24 protein-coding genes and 1 tRNA gene are annotated in these 25,487 nt (G+C 60.7%); 15 read left to right on the forward strand and 10 right to left on the reverse strand.

Translation table 11 applies throughout. The features are described from left to right. Positions 1-24 precede the first annotated feature (24 nt). Together ACSSVQ_RS02220 and ACSSVQ_RS02225 are read left to right on the forward strand one after the other, a co-directional pair. Positions 25-459, forward strand: a complete 435-nt coding sequence (locus ACSSVQ_RS02220) for a PaaI family thioesterase (protein ID WP_454180658.1) — start codon at positions 25-27, stop codon at positions 457-459. 78 nt (positions 460-537) lie between these two features. After that, on the forward strand, positions 538-1,239 hold the full coding sequence (locus ACSSVQ_RS02225; RefSeq protein WP_454180659.1) for an outer membrane protein: 702 nt from the start codon (positions 538-540) through the stop codon (positions 1,237-1,239). Here ACSSVQ_RS02225 and ACSSVQ_RS02230 read toward each other — a convergent pair whose 3' ends face one another. Then, positions 1,240-1,860 (reverse strand): TetR/AcrR family transcriptional regulator, encoded by a 621-nt coding sequence (locus tag ACSSVQ_RS02230; RefSeq protein ID WP_454180660.1) that lies wholly within the window; start codon positions 1,858-1,860, stop codon positions 1,240-1,242. It abuts the gene before it with no gap. 129 nt (positions 1,861-1,989) lie between these two features. On the opposite strand from ACSSVQ_RS02230, the gene ACSSVQ_RS02235 reads away from it, so the two are divergent. Beyond that, positions 1,990-3,252, forward strand: coding sequence for a cytochrome P450 (locus tag ACSSVQ_RS02235; RefSeq protein WP_454180661.1), 1,263 nt, complete (start codon positions 1,990-1,992; stop codon positions 3,250-3,252). A gap of 86 nt (positions 3,253-3,338) precedes the next feature. Here ACSSVQ_RS02235 and ACSSVQ_RS02240 read toward each other — a convergent pair whose 3' ends face one another. Next, a complete protein-coding gene (locus ACSSVQ_RS02240) occupies positions 3,339-4,382 on the reverse strand; it encodes a hypothetical protein (protein WP_454180662.1) in 1,044 nt (347 codons plus the stop codon). Positions 4,383-4,524: 142 nt separating this feature from the next. Next, positions 4,525-5,421, reverse strand: a complete 897-nt coding sequence (locus ACSSVQ_RS02245) for a LysR substrate-binding domain-containing protein (RefSeq protein WP_454180663.1) — start codon at positions 5,419-5,421, stop codon at positions 4,525-4,527. A gap of 181 nt (positions 5,422-5,602) precedes the next feature. Between ACSSVQ_RS02245 and katG the strand changes: the two genes are divergently transcribed. Beyond that, entirely contained in the window at positions 5,603-7,780 is a 2,178-nt protein-coding gene (katG, locus tag ACSSVQ_RS02250) for a catalase/peroxidase HPI (RefSeq protein ID WP_454180664.1), read from the forward strand. A 43-nt stretch (positions 7,781-7,823) separates the two neighbouring features. Here the strand turns inward: katG and ACSSVQ_RS02255 are convergent, their stop codons facing one another. Continuing rightward, on the reverse strand, positions 7,824-9,533 hold the full coding sequence (locus ACSSVQ_RS02255; protein WP_454180665.1) for a putative bifunctional diguanylate cyclase/phosphodiesterase: 1,710 nt from the start codon (positions 9,531-9,533) through the stop codon (positions 7,824-7,826). 152 nt (positions 9,534-9,685) lie between these two features. Beyond that, positions 9,686-9,775 (reverse strand) — tRNA-Ser (locus ACSSVQ_RS02260). A gap of 199 nt (positions 9,776-9,974) precedes the next feature. Between ACSSVQ_RS02260 and ACSSVQ_RS02265 the strand changes: the two genes are divergently transcribed. Continuing rightward, complete coding sequence (locus ACSSVQ_RS02265) at positions 9,975-10,418, forward strand: hypothetical protein (protein WP_454180666.1); 444 nt, start codon at positions 9,975-9,977, stop codon at positions 10,416-10,418. Between the two features lie 19 nt (positions 10,419-10,437). On the opposite strand, the gene ACSSVQ_RS02270 is transcribed toward ACSSVQ_RS02265, so the two are convergent. Further along, positions 10,438-11,793, reverse strand: a complete 1,356-nt coding sequence (locus ACSSVQ_RS02270) for an MmgE/PrpD family protein (protein WP_454180667.1) — start codon at positions 11,791-11,793, stop codon at positions 10,438-10,440. Between the two features lie 195 nt (positions 11,794-11,988). On the opposite strand from ACSSVQ_RS02270, the gene ACSSVQ_RS02275 reads away from it, so the two are divergent. The 7 genes from ACSSVQ_RS02275 to ACSSVQ_RS02305 all read left to right on the forward strand — a co-directional run bounded on the left by ACSSVQ_RS02275 (position 11,989) and on the right by ACSSVQ_RS02305 (position 19,351). Beyond that, complete coding sequence (locus ACSSVQ_RS02275; RefSeq protein WP_454180668.1) at positions 11,989-13,023, forward strand: septal ring lytic transglycosylase RlpA family protein; 1,035 nt, start codon at positions 11,989-11,991, stop codon at positions 13,021-13,023. A gap of 118 nt (positions 13,024-13,141) precedes the next feature. Beyond that, positions 13,142-14,350, forward strand: coding sequence for a D-alanyl-D-alanine carboxypeptidase family protein (locus tag ACSSVQ_RS02280; RefSeq protein WP_454180669.1), 1,209 nt, complete (start codon positions 13,142-13,144; stop codon positions 14,348-14,350). Next, positions 14,347-14,976, forward strand: coding sequence for a dTMP kinase (gene tmk / locus ACSSVQ_RS02285; protein ID WP_454180670.1), 630 nt, complete (start codon positions 14,347-14,349; stop codon positions 14,974-14,976). Before ACSSVQ_RS02280 ends, tmk begins: the two co-directional genes overlap by 4 nt. 24 nt (positions 14,977-15,000) lie before the next feature. Then, entirely contained in the window at positions 15,001-16,113 is a 1,113-nt protein-coding gene (locus tag ACSSVQ_RS02290) for a DNA polymerase III subunit delta' (protein ID WP_454180671.1), read from the forward strand. 48 nt (positions 16,114-16,161) lie between these two features. Next, positions 16,162-17,727, forward strand: a complete 1,566-nt coding sequence (metG, locus tag ACSSVQ_RS02295; RefSeq protein ID WP_293329198.1) for a methionine--tRNA ligase — start codon at positions 16,162-16,164, stop codon at positions 17,725-17,727. Positions 17,728-17,729: 2 nt separating this feature from the next. Then, positions 17,730-18,536 (forward strand): TatD family hydrolase, encoded by an 807-nt coding sequence (locus ACSSVQ_RS02300; RefSeq protein WP_454180672.1) that lies wholly within the window; start codon positions 17,730-17,732, stop codon positions 18,534-18,536. Continuing rightward, a complete protein-coding gene (locus tag ACSSVQ_RS02305; protein ID WP_454180673.1) occupies positions 18,533-19,351 on the forward strand; it encodes an MBL fold metallo-hydrolase in 819 nt (272 codons plus the stop codon). The genes ACSSVQ_RS02300 and ACSSVQ_RS02305 overlap by 4 nt, the downstream gene beginning before the upstream one ends. A 77-nt stretch (positions 19,352-19,428) precedes the next feature. On the opposite strand, the gene ACSSVQ_RS02310 is transcribed toward ACSSVQ_RS02305, so the two are convergent. From ACSSVQ_RS02310 to ACSSVQ_RS02325, 4 genes are all read right to left on the reverse strand, one after another. After that, entirely contained in the window at positions 19,429-19,983 is a 555-nt protein-coding gene (locus ACSSVQ_RS02310) for a PepSY domain-containing protein (RefSeq protein WP_454180674.1), read from the reverse strand. A 278-nt stretch (positions 19,984-20,261) separates the two neighbouring features. Further along, positions 20,262-20,855, reverse strand: coding sequence for a hypothetical protein (locus ACSSVQ_RS02315; RefSeq protein ID WP_454180675.1), 594 nt, complete (start codon positions 20,853-20,855; stop codon positions 20,262-20,264). Positions 20,856-20,994: 139 nt separating this feature from the next. Beyond that, a complete protein-coding gene (locus ACSSVQ_RS02320; protein ID WP_454180676.1) occupies positions 20,995-21,690 on the reverse strand; it encodes a 2OG-Fe(II) oxygenase in 696 nt (231 codons plus the stop codon). Between the two features lie 28 nt (positions 21,691-21,718). Continuing rightward, a complete protein-coding gene (locus ACSSVQ_RS02325) occupies positions 21,719-22,345 on the reverse strand; it encodes a 2OG-Fe(II) oxygenase (protein WP_293329192.1) in 627 nt (208 codons plus the stop codon). A gap of 203 nt (positions 22,346-22,548) precedes the next feature. On the opposite strand from ACSSVQ_RS02325, the gene ACSSVQ_RS02330 reads away from it, so the two are divergent. The 3 genes from ACSSVQ_RS02330 to ACSSVQ_RS02340 all read left to right on the forward strand — a co-directional run bounded on the left by ACSSVQ_RS02330 (position 22,549) and on the right by ACSSVQ_RS02340 (position 25,485). Then, a complete protein-coding gene (locus tag ACSSVQ_RS02330) occupies positions 22,549-23,136 on the forward strand; it encodes a Tll0287-like domain-containing protein (protein WP_454180677.1) in 588 nt (195 codons plus the stop codon). A gap of 85 nt (positions 23,137-23,221) precedes the next feature. Continuing rightward, positions 23,222-23,875, forward strand: a complete 654-nt coding sequence (locus ACSSVQ_RS02335) for an MBL fold metallo-hydrolase (protein ID WP_454180678.1) — start codon at positions 23,222-23,224, stop codon at positions 23,873-23,875. A gap of 197 nt (positions 23,876-24,072) precedes the next feature. Beyond that, positions 24,073-25,485 carry an MFS transporter gene (locus ACSSVQ_RS02340; protein WP_293329189.1) on the forward strand — a complete coding sequence of 471 codons (1,413 nt, stop codon included), beginning with the start codon at positions 24,073-24,075 and terminating at the stop codon, positions 25,483-25,485. Positions 25,486-25,487 lie beyond the last annotated feature (2 nt).

Here is a 25,487-nt window from a genome sequence, read left to right on the forward strand (position 1 = left end):
GGAGGTGCACAGAAGAGGCGATCGGTGAGCGAAAGGACGATTGAGGGCACGGCGGAGAGCCGCGATCCGAATGACTGGGAATCCGCCGCCGCCATTACTCTTGGCAAGGAAGTTCTCGAACTGGACAAGCAGCGCGGCTATATCCGCGCCGCTTATTTCGCAGGCGACAATTTCCTCAACAGAGGCGGGCGGATCTATGGCGGTTTCCTCGCCGCCATGCTGGACGGCCTATGCGGACATGCAGTCCGGCTCACCCATCCGGCGGACGATCCGGAGATGCCGCAAGTAACCCTCGAGCTGAAGACGAGCTTCCTCGGTCGAGCCGATCCCGGCCGCCTGGTGGGTGAGGGCTGGGTGCGCCATCGCGGCCGGTCGATTGCCTTTGCAGAAGCGGAACTCCGCAATGAGGCGGGCGATCTCGTCGCCCGGGCCAGCGCCACCTTCAAAGTCGGGCGGTAATCCTTTACCCAAAGACAATTGACACTTCGCTGAAGGTGACTGAGCCTTAGCGGGTTTCTGGAATTGGGGGGGTAATCCATGTTCAATCGATTCGCGCTGGGCGCGGCATTTCTGGTGTCGGCCTTCTTCGCCACGGGCAATCCTGCACAGGCTGAAACTGCCGACTGGTCCGGCTTCTATCTGGGCGCTCATGCAGGCGGTATCGCCGCCAAGGAGCATTGGAAATGGAACCAGGCCGGTTTGTATGCCGCCAGCGCGGGCGAAACGCACGATCCCAGCGTGAACGGCCTTATCGCAGGCGGGCAGGCTGGCTATCTCCATCAGTGGGGTCCGTGGGTCGCCGGCGTTGAACTATCGGCGACCACCGGCCATCTGAAAGACAAGTCCAACAGCACGTCGACCCCCGGTGTGGTCCACAAGACCACGATCGACTGGTTTGCAACTGCGGCTGCGAAGTTCGGCTATGCCCGAGAGGATTATCTTTTTTATGGCCTCGCCGGTTACGCAGGGACCGACATACACACCTCGACCGGACAGCCGGGCGTAAGCGAGTTCTTCGAAGAGGTCTGGCAAAGCGGGTTTCTGCTGGGGGCGGGCGTGGACTACAAGCTCTCCAAGCACATCGTGCTCGGCGCGCAGTACAATTACATGCACATTCCGGAAAGAGATCGCGCCGGCACCGGCCAATTCGAAATCGGGGGCTCGACGGGCGTCGCGGAATCCATCAGTACTGGCGCGGATTATCACATCGCCACGCTTCGCATGAGCTGGCAGTTCTGATCATTCCGGTGTGAGCGTCCAACCCGTGGCGCCGCCCACAAGCTGCACGAGGGCGGCGTCGACCTCTTTCTTCGTCGCCCCCTCGAACTTCATCAGTGCGACTGTGTGTCCGACACCGATGAAAATCCGCGCGGCAGCCTTGGGCTTGATCCAGGCAGGAATGTGGTTTGCCTTCTGGCCCCGCCTGATGGTCGCTTCCGCCGCATGGTGCAACCGCCCCAAAACCTCCAGATAGGCCGGCCACCGGTCGCTCCCCGTGCCCGTGCTCCAGTCCAGCCAGACGCGAATGCGGTCCGGCTGCTCTTCCACGCTGTCGGTGAACAGGCGGGCGAGCATCATCAACGCGTCGACGGCGGGTAGTGTTTTCCGGGCGAGCGTGTCGGCCAGAAGACCGTCGAGAAAGGCTTCGACCTCCGCCAGCGTTGCGGCGACGAGATCGTCTCTGGTGCGGAAGTAGGAATAGACCGCCGGAATGGAAACGCCGGCCCGCGCCGCGACATGGGAATGTGTCGCCCGCGCTATTCCGTGCTCGGCAAACGCGGATAATGCGCAGCGCAGCAGCTGGGCGCGCCGATCCTCAGGGGAAAGACGGGTTCGGCGGCGATTTGCGTCAACGGACAATTCAATGATTCTCCCGGTCGTTTCGGTGCCGGATCATGGCATGGCGCAATAGATGTTGACAGGTTACAGCATTCTTATTGATACTTTACTCAATTAATACGTTTGTCATTCATTCGGGAGGAGGGCTCCATGAGTATGGCCGCAGAACAACCCGCTACGACGGGTGCATCGTCGATTCCGCTCAGCGAAATCGATGTCAGCAATCCTGTGCTTTTCGAAACGGATACGGTCGGCGATTACTTCGCCCGGCTACGCGCGGAAGACCCGGTCCATTACTGCGCGGACAGTGCTTACGGGCCCTATTGGTCCGTCACCAAATTCAACGACATCATGCATGTCGAGACGCATCACCAGATCTTCTCCTCGGAAGCGAAGTTCGGCGGCATCGTCATCGACGACAGCATCCAGAAAGCGGGCGAGGGCGGGATCGATCTTCCCAATTTCATCGCCATGGACCCGCCCCGGCATGACGAGCAGCGCAAGGCCGTCAGCCCGATCGTTGCGCCGGACAATCTCGCCAAGATGACCGGCCTGATCCGGGAACGCACGGCCGGCGTTCTGGACAGCCTGCCGGTCGGCGAGGAATTCGACTGGGTGCCGACCGTGTCGATCGAGCTGACGACACGCATGCTGGCGACGCTTTTCGATTTCCCCTACGAGGAGCGCGCCAAGCTCACTCGCTGGTCCGACGTCATTACGGCGCAGCCCGGCACCGGCATCATCGACAGCTGGGACCAGCGCACCAACGAGCTGATGGAATGCGCCGGCGCGTTCCAGACATTGTGGAACGAGCGCGTGAACGCCGATCCGAAGCCCGATCTGATTTCCATGATGGCGCATTCGGAAGCGACGCGGAACATGCCGCCGGAAGAGTTCCTGGGCAATCTCGCGCTGCTCATCGTGGGCGGTAACGACACGACGCGCAATTCCATGTCGGGCAGCGTGCTGGCGCTTCATCAGAACCCGAAGGAATATGAGAAGCTGCTTGCCGACCACAAGCTGATCGACAGCATGATACCGGAAGTCATTCGCTGGCAGACGCCGCTGGCGCATATGCGTCGCACCGCGCTCGAAGATACCGAGCTTGGCGGCAAGACGATCCGCAAGGGCGACAAGGTCGTGATGTGGTACCTGTCGGGCAATCGCGACGATGAAGTGATCGATAATCCGGAATCCTTCATCATCGATCGCGCACGGCCGCGTCAGCATCTCTCCTTCGGCTTCGGCATTCACCGCTGTGTCGGCAATCGCCTTGGCGAATTGCAGTTGCGCATCCTCTGGGAAGAAATCCTGAAGCGCTTCAGCCGGATCGAAGTGGTCGGCGAACCGGAGCGCGTTCGCTCCAACTTCGTGCGCGGCTACGCCACGCTGCCGGTGAAGATACACGCTTGAGACGTATTACCAGATGACAGTAAGAGCAGAGAGGTAAGGGTAAAAAAGAGTCAGACCTTGTTGATGCCTTACTTTTATTATGGAATTTATTTCGGTTCTATGGCCGTGTTGACAGTCAACGTTTGGCAGAGATTAAAAAGGAACATGTAGAGGCCGAGCAGTCCCTGCCGAGCCTCTTCAGTGCGGACATCTGCATGTACACCTTTCGAGGCCATTTCGTTCAGTCTACGAATAAATGTTGACAGAAGACGTAATTCGGCAAGGGCAAGGTCTTTGGCAGTAGATTGCACGAGCTTAGTGCAGAGAAACTCCTCCAGCCGGTTCATATACTGTTCTTCACCAAGGAATCTTTCTTTTCCATCACTGCAGAGAATTTTGTCTTTTTTTGCCGGAAAAAAATGATCTGCTACAGCCTTTAACGTTCGACGCACCTCTGTGAGGAGGAGTGAGGCATCTTCTGTGTTTGTTGATGTTGAGAGCTGTGTAGCTTTTTGCAGTTTCTCAAATACGTTATCGGAATGCGTTTTGAAGTAGTTGTTAACGTCATTCTGAACGTTCCAAAGAAATGCTTCCGACTTCTCCTGCATATCGAACTGACGTTCGATTTGAATAGCGTAGTTTAAACACCTAGTCTTTATCCGCGCCTTAAGCGTATACAAGGCTTTGATGCGTAGTCGAATAGCGTTTTGCTCCTCGTATTTGGTGCCGGCGAAGGCTGCAGCATCATACGAGGACATACCTTGGGGAGGTTGCAGGTCTAGTAGTGTCTTTTCCCACTGTTCGATTTCGGCATCGATTTCTCCCGCAGGGGTTTTTAAGACATTTCTACGTTTTTCTTCCGGCAGATGTTTTTCGTTGTAGGCCAATTCTTCAATCGTATGCAATTGAATCCATCTCTCGAGAGATTTCTCCGAGATGAACTTACGTGCCTCAGGCTTTAGGTGGGCCGTGTCGTCATAGAGCGTGTATTCGACCTCATACCTATCGGGATACAATTCACGCAAAAAGATCGCGGCATTGACGTAGTCTCGGTTTACGCGTGCAACGCGAACGCAGGCCATGACAGCGTTTTCCACGTGTCCGCTCTCAAGATATTCGAAGATACGGCCAACATGGCTCACAATATCCATGTAGAGTACCCTTCAACCATTTTGACCTCCCCATCATCAAATCTATGCACTTAGCGTTTGAAGCTGAATATAGGGGATACAAAACCTTTTTTGCCAATGCGCGGGTATGAAATACGTTGTCTTCAGTTTCATTTAGCCCATCTTAGACTTCGTCTTTCCCGGCCTCGCCGACGACATCAGCGATATTCTCAAACTGATCCGACAGCGGATTTGTTTTCCGCCATACCATACCGATCGTCCTTGAGGGGCGGGGTGTGCCCAATCGTGCAACGGACACCGGCGCGGAGCATGTTTCGATCGGTACCGCCATTTGCGGGATGAGTGTGACGCCGATCCCGGCCCCCACCATCTGCACGAGTGTTGACAGGGAACTTCCCTCCACGAGATCGCGCGGTTCGCTCGCCGACATCTTGCAGAACGTCAGCGCCTGATCGCGAAAGCAATGGCCTTCTTCGAGAAGCAGCAACCTCATTTCGCGCAGCCTGTTCGCGCTTGGAACCGGCTTGTCGGCGTCTTCGGCCGCGCGCACGAGAACGAATTCCTCATCGAAGAGCGGTTGCTCGGCCAGGGACGGTTCCGAAACGGGCAGGGCCACGATCGCCGCATCCAGGCGGCCTTCCTGCAAATCCTCGATAAGCTTATGCGTCACGGCTTCACGCGGGCGCAGATCCGTTTCGGGATAGTGCTCCGCCATTGCCTTGATGATCTTTGGCAGCAGGTAGGGCGCCACCGTCGGGATGACACCGATCCGGAGAGGCCCCACGAGCCGGCCGGACGATGCCCGGGCAAGGTCGCCCAGCTCATCCACCGCCTGAAGGATGCCATGCGCCCGCTCTGCGAAGGCCTCGCCGAGGCTGGTCAGCCGGATATGCCGCGATCCTCGCTCCACAAGCGGCGCGCCCACGATCTCCTCCAGCTCTTTCACCTGCTGCGAGAGGGCCGGCTGGGAGATGGCGCAGGCTTCGGCGGCGCGCCCGAAATGGCCGTGATGGGCCAGGGCATCGAAGTAGCGGAGGTGCCTGATCGTGATCGCATTCATAAGCCCAGCCTATCGCTACGATCAGGAAATACAAATTATAATTATTCTAATGAGGTGCTAAAAACTGAGACCAAGCGGAAGGCGTGCATCCCATCATTCGTTCCCCCGCAGTTCCCGTAGCCCCCAGCACACGCCTCTTTGCCCATGCCCCAGCAACCAAGTCTCAATGGGAGAAACTCCAATGGACGGAAATGACCAGAAATCCACCGGCAAGTGCCCTGTGATGCACGGCGCGCTCACATCCACCAGCATGTCGAACATGGACTGGTGGCCCAATGCGCTGAACCTCGACATCCTCCATCAGCACGACACCAAGACGAACCCGATGGGGAAGGACTTCGACTATCGAAAAGAGGTCAAGAAGCTCGACTTCAAGGCACTGAAGAAGGATATGCGCGCGCTCATGACCGACAGCCAGGATTGGTGGCCCGCGGACTGGGGCCATTATGGCGGGCTGATGATCCGCATGTCCTGGCATGCGGCGGGGTCCTACCGCATTGCCGATGGCCGAGGCGGCGGCGGCACGGGCAATCAGCGTTTCGCACCGCTCAACTCATGGCCGGACAATGTGAGCCTCGACAAGGCGCGGCGTCTGCTGTGGCCGATCAAGAAGAAGTACGGCAACAAGGTGAGCTGGGCCGACCTGATCGTTCTGGCCGGCACCATCGCTTATGAAACCATGGGTCTGAAGACCTTCGGTTTCGGCTTCGGCCGTGAAGACATCTGGCACCCCGAGGAAGACACCTATTGGGGGTCCGAAAAGGAATGGCTGGCGCCCAGCGATGGCCGCTACGAAAACGTCGACAATCCGGAGACGATGGAAAATCCGTTGGCCGCGGTTCAGATGGGCCTGATCTATGTGAATCCCGAAGGCGTGAACGGCAAGCCGGACCCGATGAAGACCGCCGCCCAGGTGCGCGAGACGTTCGAGCGCATGGCGATGAACGACGAAGAGACCGTGGCGCTGACCGCAGGCGGCCATACCGTCGGCAAGACGCACGGTAATGGCGATGCCAGCAAGCTCGGTCCCGATCCGGAAACGGCCGGTGTCGAGGCGCAGGGGTTCGGCTGGGCCAATCCGACCGGCTCCGGCAAGGGTCGTGATACCATCACCAGCGGCATCGAGGGCGCCTGGACCTCGAATCCGACCAAATGGGATATGGGCTATTTCGACATGCTGCTCGACCATGAATGGGAGCTGCAGAAGAGCCCGGCAGGGGCCTGGCAGTGGCAGCCGGTCGACATCAAGGAAGAGGACATGCCTGTCGACGTGGAAGACATGAAGACCCGCTGCATGCCGATCATGACCGATGCTGACATGGCGATGAAGGTGGACCCGGTCTATCGCGAGATCATGGAACGGTTCCGCAAGGATCCGGCCGCCTTCGACGACGCATTCGCGCGGGCCTGGTTCAAGCTCACCCATCGCGATATGGGCCCGAAGGCGCGTTACATCGGCCCGGATGTGCCGAAGGAAGAGCTGATCTGGCAGGATCCTATTCCCGCCGGTTCCACGCGCTACAATGTCAAAGCGCTCAAGAAGAAGATCGCCGCCAGCGGCCTCAGCGTGAGCGACATGGTCGCGACCGCCTGGGACAGCGCGCGCACCTTCCGCGGGTCCGATATGCGCGGCGGCGCCAATGGCGCGCGCATCCGCCTGGCCCCGCAGAAGGACTGGGCGGGCAATGAGCCTGAAAGGCTGGCAAGGGTGCTGTCGGTTCTCGAACCGATCGCGGCCAAGGCAGGCGCGAGCGTAGCCGATGTCATCGTGCTCGCGGGCAATGTAGGCATCGAGAAGGCGGCGAAGGCCGCGGGCGTCGAAATCGAAGTACCCTTCGCACCGGGCAGGGGCGACGCTACTGACGAGATGACGGATGCGGAATCGTTCGACTACCTCGAACCCGTCGCCGACGGGTACCGCAACTGGCTCAAGAAGGACTATGTCGTCAGTGCGGAAGAGCTGATGCTCGACCACACGCAACTCATGGGGCTGACGGCGCCTGAGATGACGGTTCTGCTTGGCGGCATGCGCGTACTCGGCACCAATCATGGCGGCACCAAACACGGTGTCTTCACGGACAAGGAAGGCACGCTGACGAACGACTTCTTCGTCAACCTGACCGACATGAAATATGCGTGGAAGCCAACCGGCAACAACCTCTACGAAATCCGCGACCGGAAGACGGATGAGGTGAAATGGACGGCCACGCGGGTGGACCTCGTCTTCGGGTCCAACTCGATCCTCCGCGCCTATTCCGAGGTTTATGCGCAGGACGACAACAAGGAGAAGTTCGTGAAGGACTTCGTTGCCGCCTGGACCAAGGTGATGAACGCCGACCGCTTCGATCTCGAAGCCTGATACGAAAACAGCCTCTCCGCGTCATCCGGCGCGGGGAGGCCCCTCAAGCAATACGGGTCCATTTCGATTTATCGTCCAGAAAACGCTGCGTGTCTTCGGCACTAAGCGGGTGCGAATAGAAATACCCCTGCATTTCCGAACAACCGATGATGCCCAGCAGATCATGCTGGATTTTCGTCTCCACCCCCTCGGCCGTAACGGGAATTCCCAAGACGCGAGCGAGATAGGTGACCGCATGCACGATCGCCTCGGACTCACCGTTCGTTACGATGTCATGGACGAAGGATTTGTCGATCTTGACCTTGTCGACATCGAGCTTTTGAAGATGGGTCAGGCTTGAGTATCCGGTACCGAAATCATCAAGAACGATTTTAATGCCCTCGGCGCGCAACCTCCTCAGTTGCTCGCGCACAATCTGATCCGTGTCGAGAACAGCGCTTTCGGTCAACTCCAGTTCCAGATTCGACGGCTCGAATCCGGTTTGCTTCAGAATGCCAAGAATTCTGTCGACCAGGCTATCCTCGCGCATCTGCACGGGGGAAAAGTTCACGGCCAGTACAAGATCGGGCCATCGAGCCATCATCGTGCAGGCCTGTTTCAGCACCCACTCGCCAAGCGGCACGATCAGACCGGTTTCCTCGGCAATGGAAATGAACTCCTCGGGCTGCAACAATCCGAATTCGGGGTGACGCCAGCGGACCAGCGCCTCCATCCCCGCGAGCTTTTCGCCTGCCGTGTGGAAGAGCGGCTGATAGTGAACTTCCAGACCACTCTCAGTCGCCAGGCTCTCACGCAGATCGCTCTCGATCTGCCGGTCGTGGCGGATCCGTTCGTCGAGCACGCTTGTGAAGCGTCGATAACAGGCCCGACCTTCGCGCTTCGCCTGATAGAGCGCCACATCGGCCCGGCGCTGAAATTCAGTACTGTTGAGATCATCGATCGCGTCTGCGACGCCAACGGACGCGCTCAGGAAAACGCGGCCACCTTCGATGTCGAACGGCTCGGCACCTGCCTCAAGAATGCGATGACAGACAAGGTCCACATCCGCGTCCTCGCCACGGTCGATCAGCAGCACGGCGAATTCGTCGCCGCCCAGCCGCGAAACGGTATCGGACGCGCGCACGATTGTTGTCAGTCGCTCGGCAAAAGCCTGGATCAGAGCGTCACCGGCCTGATGGCCGTAGGTGTCATTGACTTCCTTGAAGCGGTCGAGATCGATGTAGAGCAGGGCGCAGCGCTCACCCGTCCGACCACTGCGAAGCAGTGCCTGATCGATGCGTTCGTTAAGCAAGGCGCGATTTGGCAAACCGGTCAGCGTGTCGTGGAATGCCAGGTAGTGGCTGTGAGCTTCCGCCTCGCGATAGGCCGTCACATCCGTGATGGTCGCGACGAGATAGGCGTCGTCGTCGAGTTCGACACGGCGCTTGCGCGTTATCACCGTGCGGGGCCGGCCTTTCGCATCGGTGACCTGTTCTTCATTCTCAGAAAGGACGCCGGATTCGAATACGCGGTTGTCGGCGGCGTGAAACACCTCGACTTCCTCTTCCGGGAACAGGTCGAAGTCGGAAAAGCCGAGCATGACTTCGCGGGAATGACCGAAAAACTCGCAAGCCGCTTCATTGAGCAAAACGATACGATGGTCGGTGTTCTTGATGAACACCGGCAGGGGCATCACATCGATGATGGCCTGAAGATCGGAGATACTGGTGAGACTGACGGCTGATTTCATGAGCTCTCGGCTCCAATGCGCCACATGTTGCGTCCAGTGCGGCGGCCGCAAACGATAACCTCACCAATGTTACCGAAACGTTAGGTATTTGGAGGAGAGACGGGCCGCATAAGTGCGGCATATGGGGACCACGGCTATCGGACGGAGCGTCCCGCCGTGAAGGCATCTCGGCGGAATGGCGGAAGGGGTGGGATTCGAACCCACGAGACGGTTCCCCGCCTGCCGGTTTTCAAGACCGGTGCCTTCAACCACTCGGCCACCCTTCCTCAGCGCCCTTGGTTAGCCGCGCAGGGGAGAGGACACAACGGGAAATTTCGTTCTCCCGGTACGCCGCAAGCAAGGCACCGCGCCGGGGCATATAGTTAACGTCAATTCCCTTTTGCAAGTGCCCGACAGGCTTGGCAAAATGCGTCCCAATGTGGCACATAACAAGAAGGCCACAGTATTGTCGGGGGGAGTAAGTCTGTGCCGCAAATCGACCTAACGTCCGTCTGGATTCCCGGTGGTCTCATCGGGATTCTGGTTCTCATCATGATCCGGCTGTTCATCAATGAGCGTCGGTCAGCGTCTGCATTGGCGGCTCAGGCTTCCAGCGCCGCGCCTGTCGAGGTCACGATGCCGGCGCCTGCAACGGCACCGGCCAAGGATACGCCCGATGCGGTCGAACCGCCGCCCATGGCGGACAAGCCTGCCGAGGCCGAAAAGGCGGCATCTGTTTCCGAACCGGAAAAGGCACCGGTTGCCGAAAAGAAAAATGAAGAACAGAAGCCCGAGGCCAAAGCCAAGGGATCTTTGGTGTGGCGTACCGCCTGGATCTGGCTGCCGTTCTTCGCCGGTTTCCTGGGGCAGGCCTATCTCGACATCTTCAAGCCGATCATCGAACCGCTGATCGAAAAAAGCGCGGGCTGAAGGGTCCTCCGCTTTTCATTCAAACGAGGTGAAGATCGGGCAACTCGCCGCCATCCGGCAAGGCGAGGATGGCTTCGATCAGCCTGTCGGGGTCTGCGACGGCGCCATGCGTCATCAGCATCCGCGCCTTGGCGATCATGTCCCCGTCCGAAAGCGGGGTTTCGGGGTCGCCTTTTGCGTTTGTCCGTTCGGCCACATGCTGCGTGCCGTCTTTCAGCGCAAGCGTTACGCGAGCGCCCCAGGCATTGGGATAGGCACAGGCAAAGGGATCGGCGGCTTCGAGAGTGACACGCGTTGCGAGCGCGGCGCATTGCGCACGGGCGGCATCGCCGAACGCTTCAAAATCCACCACCGGCCGGAGCAGGGCAGCGGATACCGCGTGCTGCAGGGAAAACTTGGCCTCGTAGTCCGTCGTGGCAACGGGCCGGTCGCAGACATCGAGCGCGGCACGATAGGTTTCGACCTTCACCGTGTCGATTTCCTCCGCCGAACGGGTTTCAGCTGCCAGCCTGTCGCGCAATTCCTCGCCCGCATCGATTGCGGGATGGGTGTGCCGACAGGACGGCCAGGGCTTGATCGAGGTCCGGCGAAGTTGCCAGAGGGCATCGGGCTCCGCCATCACCTGGTCCGGCCGCGCATCGGGACAGGCGGCGCGGAAGAAACCTTTCTCGCCTTCGAGAATGGCCGGCGGGCCGGTAAATCCGAATGATGCCAGTTCCGCCGCCTTCATGCCGGCTTCCGCGGCGTGGCCCGCATGGAGATGCTTGGTCATGGCCCCGGTTTCGAGAAACTGCCAGAGGCCTGCGGCCTGACTGCCCGCATTGCCCAGGGCATTTATGCTCTGCGCTTCGTCGAGACCGAGAAGATGCGCGGCGGCCATCGCAGACCCGAAGGGGCCGCAGGTCGCAGTGTTGTGCCAGATACGATAATGCTCGGCGCCCACGCCCATACCGACCCGCGTGCAGGCTTCGAACCCATGCAGGATGGCGGTGAGGAGTGCCTTGCCGTCCGCGCCACGTGCCGCGCCAAGCGCCCAAGCGGCGGGCACGACCACACAGCCTGGATGCACCACCGATTCCCGGTGCAGATCGTCTGTTTCCAGAATGTGGGTGAGGGCACCCGCGAGAAAGGAAAGGGAGGCGGGTTCGACCGGCTGATTTCCCGGATGGCCGGCCTGCCACCAGTCGAGCAGCACCCTGCCGGGCGTGGAGTTCCGACCCGCCAAGCTGTTCGCCAATGCATCCAGCGTAAAAAACGCCGCGGCGTCGAGATCGGCGCGGGAAACCGGCTTTGTCCGAATATGGCGGGCGAGTTGCCCGGTCAGCGTGGCGGGCGCGGCGGGATCCTCGGACGCCCGCATTACGGAACCTGACATTCCAATTTCCTTAATGGTCTTTAGGCTATTGTTTTTATGGCATTCTCGGGCGCGCTCCTTGCCGTGGCAAGGGCCGCTGACTATAAGCGTTTTGTAGCAAGCTCGACTGATTCGAGTTGCGAATCCGGGGCCCCAAACGGACATGGTTCGGCAGCTATGACGGGCGTTTTCAATACGCGGTGGCATACCCGCATTATGAGACAGCGCGGTTTGGTCGCCTTGGCGCCGCTGGCGCTGGCGCTCGCCGCCTGTTCGAGCCCCCCGTCGCCGAGCAGCGGGTCCATTCCGTCCAGCGCAGGGACGGCGCATTACAAGGTCGGCAATCCCTATCGCGTTGGCAGCATCTGGTATTATCCGAAAGAGAATACCAGCTACGACCATACCGGTATCGCCTCATGGTACGGACCGCAGTTTCACGGCAAGCGGACCGCGAATGGCGAGATTTTCGACGAGAGCAAGCTGACTGCGGCGCATCCGACGCTGCCCTTGCCGGTGCTTGTGCGCGTGACCAATCTGGAAAACGGCAAATCGCTTATCGTTCGCGTGAACGATCGCGGACCGTTCGCGGCAGGCCGGGAAATTGACCTGTCCAAGGAAGCCGCCAAAGAGCTGGGCTATATGCGCAAGGGGACGACGAAAGTCCGTGTGCAGTATATCGCGCGGGCGGCGCTTCCCGGCGATCCCGGTTATAGCCTGCTACAAGCCGCTGCCGACGATCCGTCCCGCAAGAGCTTCGTTGCCGCCAAGCCCAAGACGACAGCGGAAGAGCGCAAGGTTGCCGCAACGGCCCCGGTAAAACGGGTCAATGTCATTTCCGCGGGTCTCGGTTCGACGCTCACGGCCCCCGATATTTCGACCATGCCTCCGAACCAGCCTGCCGCCTCCATGCAGCCGATTGCGGACGGGCAGGCGCAGATGGCGCCGATCGCCGACGACAAGGCGGTAAATGCCGCAAGCCGGACCGCCGAGCGATCCGTCCCCGATCCGGTAGCTGCGCATTCGGGCAAGCTTTATGTGCAGGCCGGATCGTTTCGGGATATTGCAAATGCGGAAAAGCTCCAGCAGCAATTGTCCGGCATGGGCAAAGTCTCGATCCAGCAGACCTATGTGGACGGCGCGCCCTATTACCGGGTGAGGGTGGGGCCGGTTTCGGACCTTCCTTCCGCCGATACGACGCTTCAGCAAATCATCGGCGACGGCCATCCCGGCGCGCGTATCGTCACCGATTGAGTGCCGCCGCCCTCGCGGCGCAGATGAAAAACTTGTCATATTGGATTGTGCGCGGGCCGCATATATCCCTGTTACAGTCCGCCCCGCACCGACAATCCGGAGAGGAATCCAGCCGATCATGACTTTGCCGCGACATCTGCCGAGTTCAGTTGCCACCCTGTGCTGCGCGCTGTTTGCCCTTGTTCTTGTTGCAGCGCCCGCGCGCGCTTTCGAGACATCGGCGAAATATGCGGTGCTCATGGACTATCAGACCGGCGCCGTGCTCTGGGAGAAGGATGCCGACACAAGGATGCATCCGGCGAGCATGAGCAAGCTGATGACACTCGAGATGCTGTTCCACGCGCTGAAGGACGGCACGGTCAAACTCGACGACAAATTCACGGTCAGCGAACATGCCTGGAAAGCCGGCGGCGCCGCTTCCGGCTCCTCCACCATGTTTGCCAAGGTCGGGTCCAAGATCCCGGTGAGAGATCTTATTCAGGGCATCATCGTGCAGTCGGGCAATGATGCCTGCATCACCGTCGCCGAAGCGCTGAAGGGATCGGAAAGCGCCTTTGCCGCTGCGGCGACGGAACGCGCGAAAGAAATCGGCCTCAAGAATTCCAGCTTCGCCAATGCTACCGGCTGGCCGAACCCGGATCACATGATGACGGCGCATGATCTTGCGCGTCTCGCCCGGCACATCATCAAGGACTATCCGGAGTATTATCACTACTTCGCCGAGAAAGTGTTCACCTGGAACGGGATCACCCAACACAACCGCAATCCCGCGCTCTATCTGGACAAGACGGTGGACGGCCTCAAGACCGGCCATACGGAGCAATCCGGCTACGGTCTCGTCGTGTCTGCCAAGCGCGACGGCGAGCGGCTGATCGCCGTACTCAACGGCATGCCGAGCCAGAAGGCCCGCGCCGAAGAAGGCATTCGCGTCATCGATTGGGGCTTCCGCTCCTTCAAGCACTACAAGCTCTTCGCGGCGAACACGCCCGTTGAAAACGCCCCGGTGTTCCAAGGTAACTATGCGAAGGTGCCGCTGGTCAGCACGGACGATATCGACGTCATCATGTCGCCTGAGCAGCGTCGCAAGATGACGGTGAAGGCGGTCTATTCCACACCGATCGCAGCGCCCGTTAAAGCGGGTCAGCGCCTGGGTACGCTGCGCGTTGAAGCGCCGGGCCTGCCGACCCGGGAATTTCCGCTCGTCGCCGGAGCCGATGTCGAACGGCTCGGCATATTCGGCCGCGCCATGGATTCTCTCAAATCGATGATCTTCAGCTCGGGCGACGACGACACGCCGATGCCGACACAGCCGGCGGACGGCCAGTGAGACGCGGCCACTTCATCACCTTCGAAGGTGGCGAGGGTGCCGGAAAATCAACGCAAGCCAAACGGCTCGCGCAGGCCCTCGAACGGCATGGACACGGCGTAGTCGTCACGCGCGAGCCCGGCGGCTCTCCCGGGGCCGAGCATATCCGCTCCCTGATCGTCTCCGGCGAGACGGACAAATGGACCCCGTTGACCGAGACGCTCCTCGTCTTCGCGGCCCGGGCAGACCATCTCGACCGGACCATCCGGCCCGCGCTGGACCGGGGCGAATGGGTGATTTGCGACCGTTTCGTGGATTCGACCTTTGCCTATCAGGGCGTCGGGCAGGGGATGAGCCCGGATACGATTGCAGGATTGAGCGATCTGGTGGTCGGCAGTGACATGCCGGGCCTGACCCTCATCCTCGACTTACCGGTGGAAACAGGTCTCGGCCGCGCGGGCAAGCGCGACCATGACGAGGACCGTTTCGAACGCATGGGCGACGAATTTCACCAAAAACTGCGTCAAGCCTTTCTCGACATCGCCGCGGCGGAACCGGAGCGTTGCGTCGTCATCGATGCTTCGCGCGACGAAGACGCCGTGGCCGTGGCCATTTGGCAGGCCGTAAGCTCCCGTCTCGCCGTTTGACGGCAGAAGTGCTAACAGAAACCCATGAGCGAGACGCCAGAAAGCGACCGGCTGGGTGATTTTCCGCATCCCCGCGAAACGGCAGGGCTGATCGGCCAGGATGAGGCCGAGCAGGTGCTGTTCGACGCCTTCATGAGCGGACGCATGCATCACGCATGGCTGCTCACCGGCCCCAAGGGCATCGGCAAGGCGACGCTTGCTCATCGCATGGCGAAATTCGTGCTGCGTTACGGCTCGCCCGAGGCCGCCCGGGCGGCGGGCGCGACCGGGCTTTATCTGCCGGAGGACGATCCGGTTTTCAGGCAGGGGCTCGCGCAAAGCCTTTCCGACCTTCTGGTGATCCGTCGTCCCTATGACGACAAGAGCAAGCGCCTGAAGACCGTTATTCCGGTCGAGGAGGTGCGCCGCACGGCGGGGTTCTTCGGCATGAGCGCAGGGGCGGGCGGCTGGCGCGTCACCATCATCGATAGCGCCGACGAGATGAACGCCAATGCCGCGAATGCGCTTCTGAAAGTGCTGGAAGAGCCGCCGGCAAACAGCCTGTTTCTGGTCATCAGCCATCAGCCCGGCCGGCTTCTGCCGACGATACGATCACGCTGCCGGACGCTGCCGCTGAAACCGCTGAGCCATGACGCGATCGCCGAAGTGCTGGCCGCCAATGAGGCCGAAGCCGCGCCGGACGATCGCGAGGCGATTGCGCGACTGGCGGAGGGAAGCGCAGGCCGGGCGCTTTCACTCAGCGCGGGCGGCGGGCTCGACCTTTACAAGCGGGTCACGAATATCCTGATGGGGCTCCCCAAGCTTGATGTGGAAGCCGTGCATGAGCTGGGCGACAAAGTGGGCCGACGCGGCGCGGAAGACGCCTATTTCGCCACGGTGGAACTGCTGACCGACTGGCTGCAGCGTCTGATCCGCGCGGGAAGCGGACTCGACACGGGCACCGACATCGTGGTGGGAGAGGGGGCCGCCATGGCTCGGCTGGCGCGAGGCGGCCGCCTTGATCGCTGGGTCGAGGTATGGGAAAAGATCAGCCAAACGGTCGCCCGCGCCGAGGCGCTCAATACCGACCGGAAGCTGGTCATCCTCACCATCTTTTCGATGCTGGAAAACGCAGCGGCAGAGCTTGCGAAGGCTTAAAGCCATGCGACAATCCGTTGATTCTATTCGTGTTCAGGTAATATCCGAATGACGGCTCCCAAGCCCTTCTACATCACCACACCGATCTACTACGTCAATGACGTGCCCCATATTGGCCACGCCTACACGACGCTCGCCTGCGATGTGCTGGCGCGGTTCAAGCGACTTGACGGGCATCAGGTGAAATTTCTCACCGGCACCGACGAGCATGGGCAGAAGGTAGAAAAGGCCGCTGCCCAGGCCGGCGTCACGCCTCAGGCTTTCGTTGATCGCGTCTCGCAGAATTTCCGCGATCTGTGCGACACGATGAACTTCTCCAATGACGATTTTATCCGCACGACCGAGGAGCGGCATAAGGCCTCCGTTCAGGCGCTGTGGAAGCGACTGGAAGATGCCGGCCAAATTTACCTTGGGTCGTATTCGGGGTGGTATGCCGTCCGGGACGAAGCCTTCTATGCAGAAGATGAACTGACAGAGGGACCTGATGGCAAAAAGATCGCCCCCTCGGGTGCAGAATGCGAGTGGATGGAGGAACCGTCCTATTTCTTCCGTCTGTCAGCCTGGCAGGAGCCGCTCCTGAAATTCTATGAGGAGCATCCGGACTTCATCGCACCGACCGGCCGGCGTAACGAGGTCGTCAGCTTCGTAAAGTCGGGTCTCAGGGATCTTTCGGTCAGCCGCACGACCTTCGACTGGGGCGTGCCCGTGCCCGGCGACGACCAGCACATCATGTATGTGTGGCTCGATGCGCTGACGAACTACATCACCGCGGTCGGCTATCCGGACACGGCTTGCGAGCAGTACGAAGCCTTCTGGCCTGCCAACCTCCACATGGTAGGCAAGGACATTCTTCGGTTTCACGCCGTCTACTGGCCGGCCTTCCTGCTGGCAGCGGGCCTCGAACCTCCCAAGCGCGTCTTTGCCCATGGCTGGTGGACGAAAGACGGGCAGAAAATGTCAAAGTCGCTAGGTAACGTGGTTTCGCCGGGCGATCTGGTTCAGGACTACGGCCTGGACGCGTCGCGCTACTTCCTGCTGCGCGAAGTGCCGTTCGGCAATGACGGGGATTTCTCTCACAAGGCGATCGTGCATCGCATCAATGGCGATCTGGCGAACGATCTTGGGAACCTCGTGCAGCGCGTGCTCAGTATGATTGGCAAGAATTGTGGCGCCGCCGTGCCGGAGTCGGGAGACTTCACCGATGCAGACCGGAACCTCCTGACCGCTGCCTATAATGTACTGCCGCAGCTTCGTGCCGAGTTCGACGCTCAGGCGTTCCACAAAGGACTTGAGGCGATCTGGGGTCTGTGCGGCGACGCCAACCGCTATGTCGATGAGCAGGCACCCTGGGCCTTGCGGAAAACGGACCCGGCGCGCATGGCGACCGTGCTCTATGTGCTGGCTGAAGTCATTCGCCATCTTGGCATTCTGGTTCAGCCGGTGATGCCGGATTCCGCCGCGAAGATTCTCGACCTGCTGGCGCTTGATGAGAACGCCAGAGGTTTCGAAACACTGGGGCCGGACGGCGCGTTGAAGCCCGGCACGGCGTTGCCTGCCCCCAAGGGCGTCTTCCCGCGATATGTGGAAGAAGCCGCCGAAGAAGGAAAGGCCTGACGATGAACGCCCCGGTTCTGGTCGACAGCCATTGCCATCTGGACTTCCCGGATTTCGCCGAGGAAGTCGATGAGGTCGTGAACCGCGCCCATGAGGCGGGCGTGGGGCTGATGGTGACGATCTCGACCAAAATCAGCGAATTCGAGCGGGTGAGGGCGGTCGCGGAGCGGTTTCCCCATGTCTATTGCACGGTGGGTATCCATCCGCATGAAGCCGAGGATGAGCCGGAAACCTCGGCGGCGCGGCTGATCGAGCTGGCGCAGCACCCCAAGGTCGTGGGCATCGGCGAAACCGGGCTCGACTTCTTTTACGAGCACAGCCCGCGCGAGGCGCAGGAAACGGCGTTTCGTGCACATATCGCCGCGTCGCGCGAGACCGGACTGCCGCTCATCGTCCACACGCGCGATGCGGATGAAGACACGGCGCGAATTCTGGCCGAAGAGATGGAGAAGGGCGCTTTCCCCGGCCTCCTGCATTGCTTCAGCTCCAGCCGACAACTTGCTGAAAAGGCTGTTGATTTCGGGTTCTATATCTCACTTTCCGGCATTCTGACCTTCAAGAAGGCCGAGGAATTGCGCGAGACGGCGGAAGCCTTGCCGCTGGACCGGCTGCTGGTGGAAACCGATGCGCCTTATCTGGCGCCCGTGCCCAAGCGCGGCAAGCGAAACGAGCCGTCCTTCGTCGTGCATACGGCGGCGAAGCTCGCAGAGGTCAAGGGCGTGAGCGCGGCGGAGCTCGCCGAGGCCACCACAGAGAATTTTCTCAAGCTTTTCAGTCGCGTACCGCGCGAAGCGGTATATGGCGCATGAAGCTCGTAGCAACGGTTCTGGGCAGCGGCTCGTCGGGCGGCGTGCCGCGTATCGGCAATCACTGGGGCGCCTGCGACCCGGCAGAGCCGAAAAACCGGCGGCGGCGCTGTTCGCTGCTGATCGAGCAATTCGATCCGGCCGAACCGCATCACAAGACAAGCATCCTCATCGACACGTCGCCCGATATGCGCGAGCAGCTTCTCGACGCGCAAGTCGATTGGGTGGATGGCGTTCTCTACACGCATGATCATGCCGATCAGTGCCACGGAATCGACGATCTGCGCATGCTGGCGATCAACCGGCGGCGGCGCGTGGATGTATGGATGGACGAACCGACCTCGAAATCGCTCACGACGCGGTTCGGCTATTGTTTCATTCAGCCGGAGGGATCCGGTTATCCGCCGATCCTGAACGAGCATCGGATCGAAGGGCCAGGCGCCGCCATCCGGGTCGAAGGCGCGGGCGGTCCGATGGATATCATGCCGTTCGATGTGGATCACGGCAGCATCCGAGCGCTGGGGTTTCGGGTCGGTCCGCTGGCATATTGCGCGGATTGCGTGGATGTGCCGGATGAGAGCTTCCGGCTTCTGGACGGGATCGAGAGCTGGATCGTCGATGCGCTGCGCTATACGCCGCATCCGACGCACGCCCATGTGGATCTGGCGCTGGAATGGCTCAAACGCGCGGGCGTGGCGCATGGCGTCCTGACCAATCTGCATGTGGATCTGGACTACCGAACGCTAAAGGCAGAGCTGCCCGAGGGCGTAGAGCCCGCTTATGACGGCATGCGGGTCGAATTCGACATTTCGATGTAAAAACGGGCGATTCCGAGTGGAATCGCCCGCAAAACAGCTATTTAGCCGACAATGTTGAACCAGCTATAGAGCCAGTTTCAGGACGCCGGCTTCTCGTCGACCACCGCGCCGGTCCGCGCGTTGACCACGAGGTTCACGTTTTCGCCGTCCTGGTTCTTCGCCGAGAATTCGGCCTTGCCATCGGCTTCGGCCTTATCGTCGGTCCGCTTGATGGCTGTGTAGCCGCGTTCCTTGAGCTGCGCTTCGAGGTTCGAAGACATCTGGAGCGCGGAACCGGCCGCATCGGCGCCCATTTCAGCACCGGCTTCAGCCGAATTCTTCACCTTGCCGGTCGCACCGGCAGCGGCATCCACAGCCGTATCCGCCGCCGCGGAAGCGTCCGGCGTCTCGACGTTACCGTGCGCGCCGGCATCGCCTGAAGCGGAACCATTGACGCCCGGCGTCTTCATCTGCGTATCGGCGCCGGTTTCCACGCCGGCCTTGAGACCGCTGGTGCCGGCACCGACATCGGCGCTCACATGACCGCTTGCGCCGCCACCGGCGCCGCCGTCGAGAACTCCGGCCATTGCGGGGGCCGTTCCGAGCGCCACCGCGGCGGTACCGGCAATCAGGATCGTTTTCAGTTTCGTCATGGCTCGTTCCTCCATGCTTGTTCAATTCTGCGGATGGTCAGCCATCCGCTGTCTTGCGCTCGCAGGACCTGAGGTATGGGCGAAATGAGGCACATCAGAGGCAATCAACAAATCGCCCAGAAATTGCCCAAGCCGAGGTGAGAATGGGGAGATTGTCGAGTTTTGCGCGGTTTTCAGGGGGTTGCCCCAGACTGCCCGCTGTCTAATAATTTCCATAATATATATTATCGGCTAAACGGATATATCGATCTGGGGGCGGTTTTGGACGCGCGGAATAGCTACCCTCCCGTCAGCATCTGATGTGGCAGCGAGCCCAGGAGCTGCAGGATTGCGCCCACAACCACGAGGAAGATGCCGACGCGCACGGCCCAGCCTCGGCGGATCCAGTGCGAGATTGGCGGTCGGCGGGCGTCCTCGATTTCGGCTTCCAGACCGGCGAGCAACAGATCGAACTCGTTTTCCGGATCGACGGTGCCCGGATCCTCGATACCGAAGCGTTTCAGGAGCCCCGCGCGTGCGTCTTTCAACCGCGCATCGATGCGGCCGGCCAGCGGCGTATCTTTCAGCTGCTCATAGAGCCGTTTCACAAGAAGCTGGTCGCCATAGCGCGCTAGGCCCAGTTCAAGCCCCCGCTCCACGGCCAGCAGGCGTTCGGCGGGCGTCCGGGCACGCTGCGCCATGACGCGCCATGCCTGCAGGCGCACATCGCGCCCGTCGCTCAAACGTCCATGGAGGTGTTCGGCCTTGCCGAGGCGCCAGTCCGCCTCGAATGCGATCCAGAGCTCGAAGCCCAGCAGGATGACGCCTGCAAGGTCCGTGACAAGGCCCACAAGGTTGATCCATGGCCCGTATTCAAGAAGAAACTGCCCCACAATCCTGTCCGCCGGCTACCTATACAATAAGTGCCAGTTTTCCGCCGCAGCGCGCTTCGGATCAAGCGCCGGGACAAAATTCCACGAGCAAATTTGCTGATTTGCCGGGTCGGGCCGAACCTGATCCGGCCATCCAGCCTTAACTCTCCGGCTTCACCTCGGTCATCACCGGCTGGTCCGGGAATGCCAACTCGTGGCGGGAACGCCATTCGGGGATCACATAATTGATGATGAGCGACTTGCGGACGCCTGAGAACCGCCGGGGATGAACGCCGTGCCAGGTGTCGGTGCCGGGCACGAAGATGAGCCCCTTGTCGAAGCCGCCCGGTGCGCTGCCCAGATGTTTTCCCTCGCCGTCGTAAAGATCGGTGCCCCAGCCTTCCGCGTCCGGCGTGTCGGACAGGTAGATCAGCATGGTAAAGCGTTTGGCGCCGATATCGGTATGCGGTTCCAGCCAGAAACCTTCCGTGTCCTGGCAATATTCGATGCGCAGATAAGACCCGCCAAGGTTTGCACCCGTCTTGCGCTCCAGCATGTGCACGGTCGCGGGATGCTGAAAGGCCTCGGCGATTTCCTCGCAGACGAGATGCTGGCGGCGCACGTCGGGCGAAAAGAACTGCCGGGCCGCATTATGCGTTTCGCGCTTGCCGAGCGTGTCGCCGATTTGCGGCGCCTCGAACGGCAGGTCCGCCACCGCATGGGCGGTCGCGGGCGGCAGCACATCGTCCAGCAGCCAGTGCCGGAAGGGCGCGCCCTCCTCCCTCGCCCGTTCAAGGCTGTCTGAGAGGAAGTTCGATAGAAGTTCATCCTGACGGATTCTGATTTCGATACCCATCCCGCTCACTCCTTTTATGCACTGACCATCATGCGCTGAAGAGACGCTTGAACTTCTTCATGCGCCCGGACAGGCGGTGGCGCGCGGCCTCACGGTCGCGGCATTCGATGTCACGGCAGTAATTGACCATCACGTAGCGGCGCTGGCCGGCGAAGGGCTTGTGGCCGTGCCAGGAGTTTTCCTGAACGCGGAAGCCGAACAGCGTACCGCCGGAGGGCGGCACCTCATCGGCATAGTCCTCGATATCGGTGCCGGACCGCAGAACGCGCAGGCGACCGCCCTGCTCCGCCCAGGGCTCGTTCAGATAGAGAAGCAGCGTGGCGAGCTTGAAATGGCTGTCGGCATGGATCTGACCGTCATGCGGCGCGCAATGTCCGCGCACGGTGACCAGCGTCGGCCGACCGGAGAGATCGACCCCGAGTTTCTCGCCGACGATCTCCCGCAGCTCATCGCCCTCGAGGTCGCGCAGGAGCTTGCCGAAAAGCGGTCCATAGGCGAGCGCGTCAGGCAGAAAGAGCCCCGACATGTCCAGCTCGGGAAAGTCCCGGATGGCGGCGGCGAGCCGATCTTCGCTGAGAAAATCCGGCACCATGAAATGCGGATAGGGAAACTTCCTGGTTTCCGCTGCCTCGACTGCGCTCAGATTGACAAACATGGCCTGTCACTCCGTCTTTTCCCGCCCCCGCAGGGACCATTTCCTTATTTTTATTAAGGCTATTTACGGCGTCTGAATCGGGCAATGTGGCAAACTGTCAATCGCATGCGACATTGCGGCACTGCCGCGACAAGAAGGTCCATTGCGGGAGAAGCGGTAAATTATACATTCCCGGGATGTAATCCCTACCTCAGGAGAAGCCGATGGACCTGCCTGTGCGACTTGCCTCCTCCCTTCTTTGCGCCGCGCTTTTGGCCGGATGCGACGGGTCCGTCGAACCAAGCGAGGCGGACCTTGCCAATGCACGGGCCGCGACACAGGAATTCGGCGCGGAGCTGAAAGGTCATCTCGTGGCCGCCATCAAGGCATCCGGGCCGCAGGGCGCCGTCGGCGTCTGCAAGATCGCCGCGCCTGCCGTGGCCGAGGACGTTTCCGACCGGCAGGGAGTTTCCATTGCCCGCACCAGCCTGAAAGTACGCAATCCCGGCAATGCGCCGGACGAGTGGGAACGCAAGGTGCTGGAAGACTTCGTCGCGCGTAACGATTCCGGTGAAGACGCCACGCGGATGGAAAGCTGGACGGTCACGAAAGACAAGGCGACCGGCGTTCAGGTGTTGCGCTACATGAAGGCGATCCCGACGCAGGAAGTCTGCACGCTTTGCCATGGCAAAGCGATTTCCGAGCCGGTGCGCGAGGCCCTGGCGGCGGATTATCCCGACGACCGGGCGACGGGCTTCGAGGTCGGCGATATTCGCGGGGCGTTCACCGTGAAAATGGCGCTGACGCAATAAGGCCCCTCGCGTCCGGACGATTGGACAAGGCCGGTCGCCTTCCCTACCTTTTGCGCAATTGAACTCCCGCAAAAGAGTAGCCCATATGTCCCTCAAAGCCGCCATCATCCCCGTGACGCCCTTCCAGCAGAATTGCACGCTGATCTGGAACGACGAGACGATGCACGGCGCCGTCAGCGATCCCGGCGGCGATATCGACCGCATTCTGGAAGCGGCCGAGGAGATGGGCGTCACCATCGACAAGATCCTGCTGACGCATGGCCATCTCGACCATGCAGCGGCGGCGGGCGATCTTGCCAAACGGCTCGGAGTGAAAATCGAGGGGCCGCACAAGGACGACCTCTTCCTGATCGAAGGGCTGCCCGAGCAGGCGGAGCGGTTCGGCTTCGGCGCGAAGACAGGTTCCTACCTGCCCGACCGCTGGCTGGAGGAAGGCGATCATGTGGAAGTCGCCGGCCTGACCTTCGAGGTCCATCATTGCCCCGGGCACACGCCGGGCCATGTGATCTTTTTCAGCGAGGACGCGAAACTCGCCATTGTCGGCGATGTGATTTTCCAGGGCTCGATCGGGCGGACCGATTTGCCGCGCGGAAACCACGAGCAGCTCATCTCGTCCATTCGCGAAAGGCTCTGGCCGCTGGGCGATGACGTCACCTTCGTGCCCGGCCACGGGCCGCTTTCCACGATCGGAGCGGAGCGCCAAAGCAACCCCTTCGTCGCGGATATGAATTTCGGCTGACCGGCCCATCGAATGCCGGTCGGCAAGGTATCTCGCAGCTGACGTCGCGGCCAATTGAGATGGACATTCCACCCATAATCGGTTTCCTTACGGCCTGACAAATCGTCATTAATTTCGGCTGCCCATAGAGGCGGTCCGGACCGGTGAAGAACGAGCCCAAAAGGGCCGCGCCGGAAAGTAGTTCAGTGGGGAAATGCATGTCCAAGAACCGGATAACGCGCGGGCAGATATTCGCTTTCGGCCTTCCTTCCATTCCAATTTCGGCTCTCGGACTGCCTATCGTGGTGTATCTGCCGCCGTTCTATGCGGAACTCGGGCTCAGCCTGACCGTTGTGGGCACGGTCTTCATGTTCGCGCGTTTCTGGGACGTGTTCACGGACCCCATACTGGGCATGGTGTCGGACCGTTTTCCGAGCCGCTGGGGACGGCGGCGGCACTGGATCGTGGCTTCGATCCCGCTTCTCATGATCCCGACATTCGCGATCTTCATGCCGCCCGAAAATGTGACCTGGGTCTATCTCGCGGGCTGGATGATCGTGATGTATATCGGCTGGACCCTGATCACGATCTCCCACATGTCCTGGGGTGCAGAGCTATCTCAGGATTATGACGAGCGCTCGACGATCCAGGGCATGCGCGAGTTCCTGCTGATCTTCGGCATGTTCACCGTGCTCGCCCTGCCTGCCATCATCGAGCGGACGACGGATGGCGCGGGACGACGCGAATCCGTCGAAGCGATGGGCTGGTTCATCCTGATCCTGCTGCCCGTCACCATTGGCATCGCCGTTTGGCGGGTACCGGAATGGAAGTCCGCCCCGCACCAGCAAATCGCCTGGCAGAAGGCATGGGGCATCATCCTGAAGAACAGGCTCTTGCAGCGTGTGCTGGTAGCGGACCTGCTTGTCGGCGTCGCACCGGGCATTACGGGTGCCCTCTACCTTTATTTCGCCGGCGATGTGATGCAGCTCCCGAAATCTGCCAGCATGCTGCTTCTGGTCTATTTCGTGGCCGGATTCATCGGCATTCCGCTCTGGATTCGCATGAGCCACATGACCGGCAAGCACAAGACGCTCGCCATTGCCATGGTCTATGGCGCGATCAGCCTGCCGCTCGTAATCTTCTTTCCCAAGGCCGAGTTCTGGTGGCTCTTCCTCGGCAATTCGCTTTACGGCATCGCCTATGGTGCAGGCTCTTTCCTGCTGCGCGCGGTGATGGCCGATGTGACCGATTACGACTATCTGGAGACGGGCCAGCAGCGCACCGGACTTTATTATTCGCTCCTGACCATGACTGCGAAGGTCGGCGCGGCGCTGGCCGTGGGTATCACCTATCCGATCCTCGACCTGATCGGCTTCGACCCGAACGGCACGAATACCCCGGAAACGCTGCACCGGCTCCTGCTCCTCTACGTGACCCTGCCTGCGCTCTTCATGCTGGCGGCGGCCGTCGTGATGTGGCGCTTCCCACTCGACCGCAAGGCGCAGGAAGAACTGCGCGAGCGCATCAACGCCAAGCGGGGCGAACATGAAGAACATGAGGTCACCGACGCTGCCGCGGCCGTGACGGGCTACGGTACGGCGGGTACAATTTCGGATCAGCCCGTCGACTAGGA

The organism is Parvibaculum sp. MBR-TMA-1.3b-4.2 (genome assembly GCF_053628815.1).

What these genes read in the sequence shown, in the direction of transcription:
- ACSSVQ_RS02325 (WP_293329192.1), bottom strand. Translation starts at nt 22,345, where the DNA reads ATGTTTGTCAATCTGAGCGCAGTCGAGGCAGCGGAAACCAGGAAGTTT.
- ACSSVQ_RS02235 (WP_454180661.1), top strand. Translation starts at nt 1,990, where the DNA reads ATGAGTATGGCCGCAGAACAACCCGCTACGACGGGTGCATCGTCGATT.
- ACSSVQ_RS02290 (WP_454180671.1), top strand. Translation starts at nt 15,001, where the DNA reads ATGAGCGAGACGCCAGAAAGCGACCGGCTGGGTGATTTTCCGCATCCC.
- ACSSVQ_RS02310 (WP_454180674.1), bottom strand. Translation starts at nt 19,983, where the DNA reads ATGACGAAACTGAAAACGATCCTGATTGCCGGTACCGCCGCGGTGGCG.
- ACSSVQ_RS02330 (WP_454180677.1), top strand. Translation starts at nt 22,549, where the DNA reads ATGGACCTGCCTGTGCGACTTGCCTCCTCCCTTCTTTGCGCCGCGCTT.
- ACSSVQ_RS02240 (WP_454180662.1), bottom strand. Translation starts at nt 4,382, where the DNA reads ATGGATATTGTGAGCCATGTTGGCCGTATCTTCGAATATCTTGAGAGC.
- ACSSVQ_RS02340 (WP_293329189.1), top strand. Translation starts at nt 24,073, where the DNA reads ATGTCCAAGAACCGGATAACGCGCGGGCAGATATTCGCTTTCGGCCTT.
- ACSSVQ_RS02300 (WP_454180672.1), top strand. Translation starts at nt 17,730, where the DNA reads ATGAACGCCCCGGTTCTGGTCGACAGCCATTGCCATCTGGACTTCCCG.
- ACSSVQ_RS02225 (WP_454180659.1), top strand. Translation starts at nt 538, where the DNA reads ATGTTCAATCGATTCGCGCTGGGCGCGGCATTTCTGGTGTCGGCCTTC.
- ACSSVQ_RS02275 (WP_454180668.1), top strand. Translation starts at nt 11,989, where the DNA reads ATGAGACAGCGCGGTTTGGTCGCCTTGGCGCCGCTGGCGCTGGCGCTC.
- metG (WP_293329198.1), top strand. Translation starts at nt 16,162, where the DNA reads ATGACGGCTCCCAAGCCCTTCTACATCACCACACCGATCTACTACGTC.
- ACSSVQ_RS02320 (WP_454180676.1), bottom strand. Translation starts at nt 21,690, where the DNA reads ATGGGTATCGAAATCAGAATCCGTCAGGATGAACTTCTATCGAACTTC.
- ACSSVQ_RS02335 (WP_454180678.1), top strand. Translation starts at nt 23,222, where the DNA reads ATGTCCCTCAAAGCCGCCATCATCCCCGTGACGCCCTTCCAGCAGAAT.
- ACSSVQ_RS02305 (WP_454180673.1), top strand. Translation starts at nt 18,533, where the DNA reads ATGAAGCTCGTAGCAACGGTTCTGGGCAGCGGCTCGTCGGGCGGCGTG.
- ACSSVQ_RS02270 (WP_454180667.1), bottom strand. Translation starts at nt 11,793, where the DNA reads ATGTCAGGTTCCGTAATGCGGGCGTCCGAGGATCCCGCCGCGCCCGCC.
- ACSSVQ_RS02245 (WP_454180663.1), bottom strand. Translation starts at nt 5,421, where the DNA reads ATGAATGCGATCACGATCAGGCACCTCCGCTACTTCGATGCCCTGGCC.
- ACSSVQ_RS02280 (WP_454180669.1), top strand. Translation starts at nt 13,142, where the DNA reads ATGACTTTGCCGCGACATCTGCCGAGTTCAGTTGCCACCCTGTGCTGC.
- katG (WP_454180664.1), top strand. Translation starts at nt 5,603, where the DNA reads ATGGACGGAAATGACCAGAAATCCACCGGCAAGTGCCCTGTGATGCAC.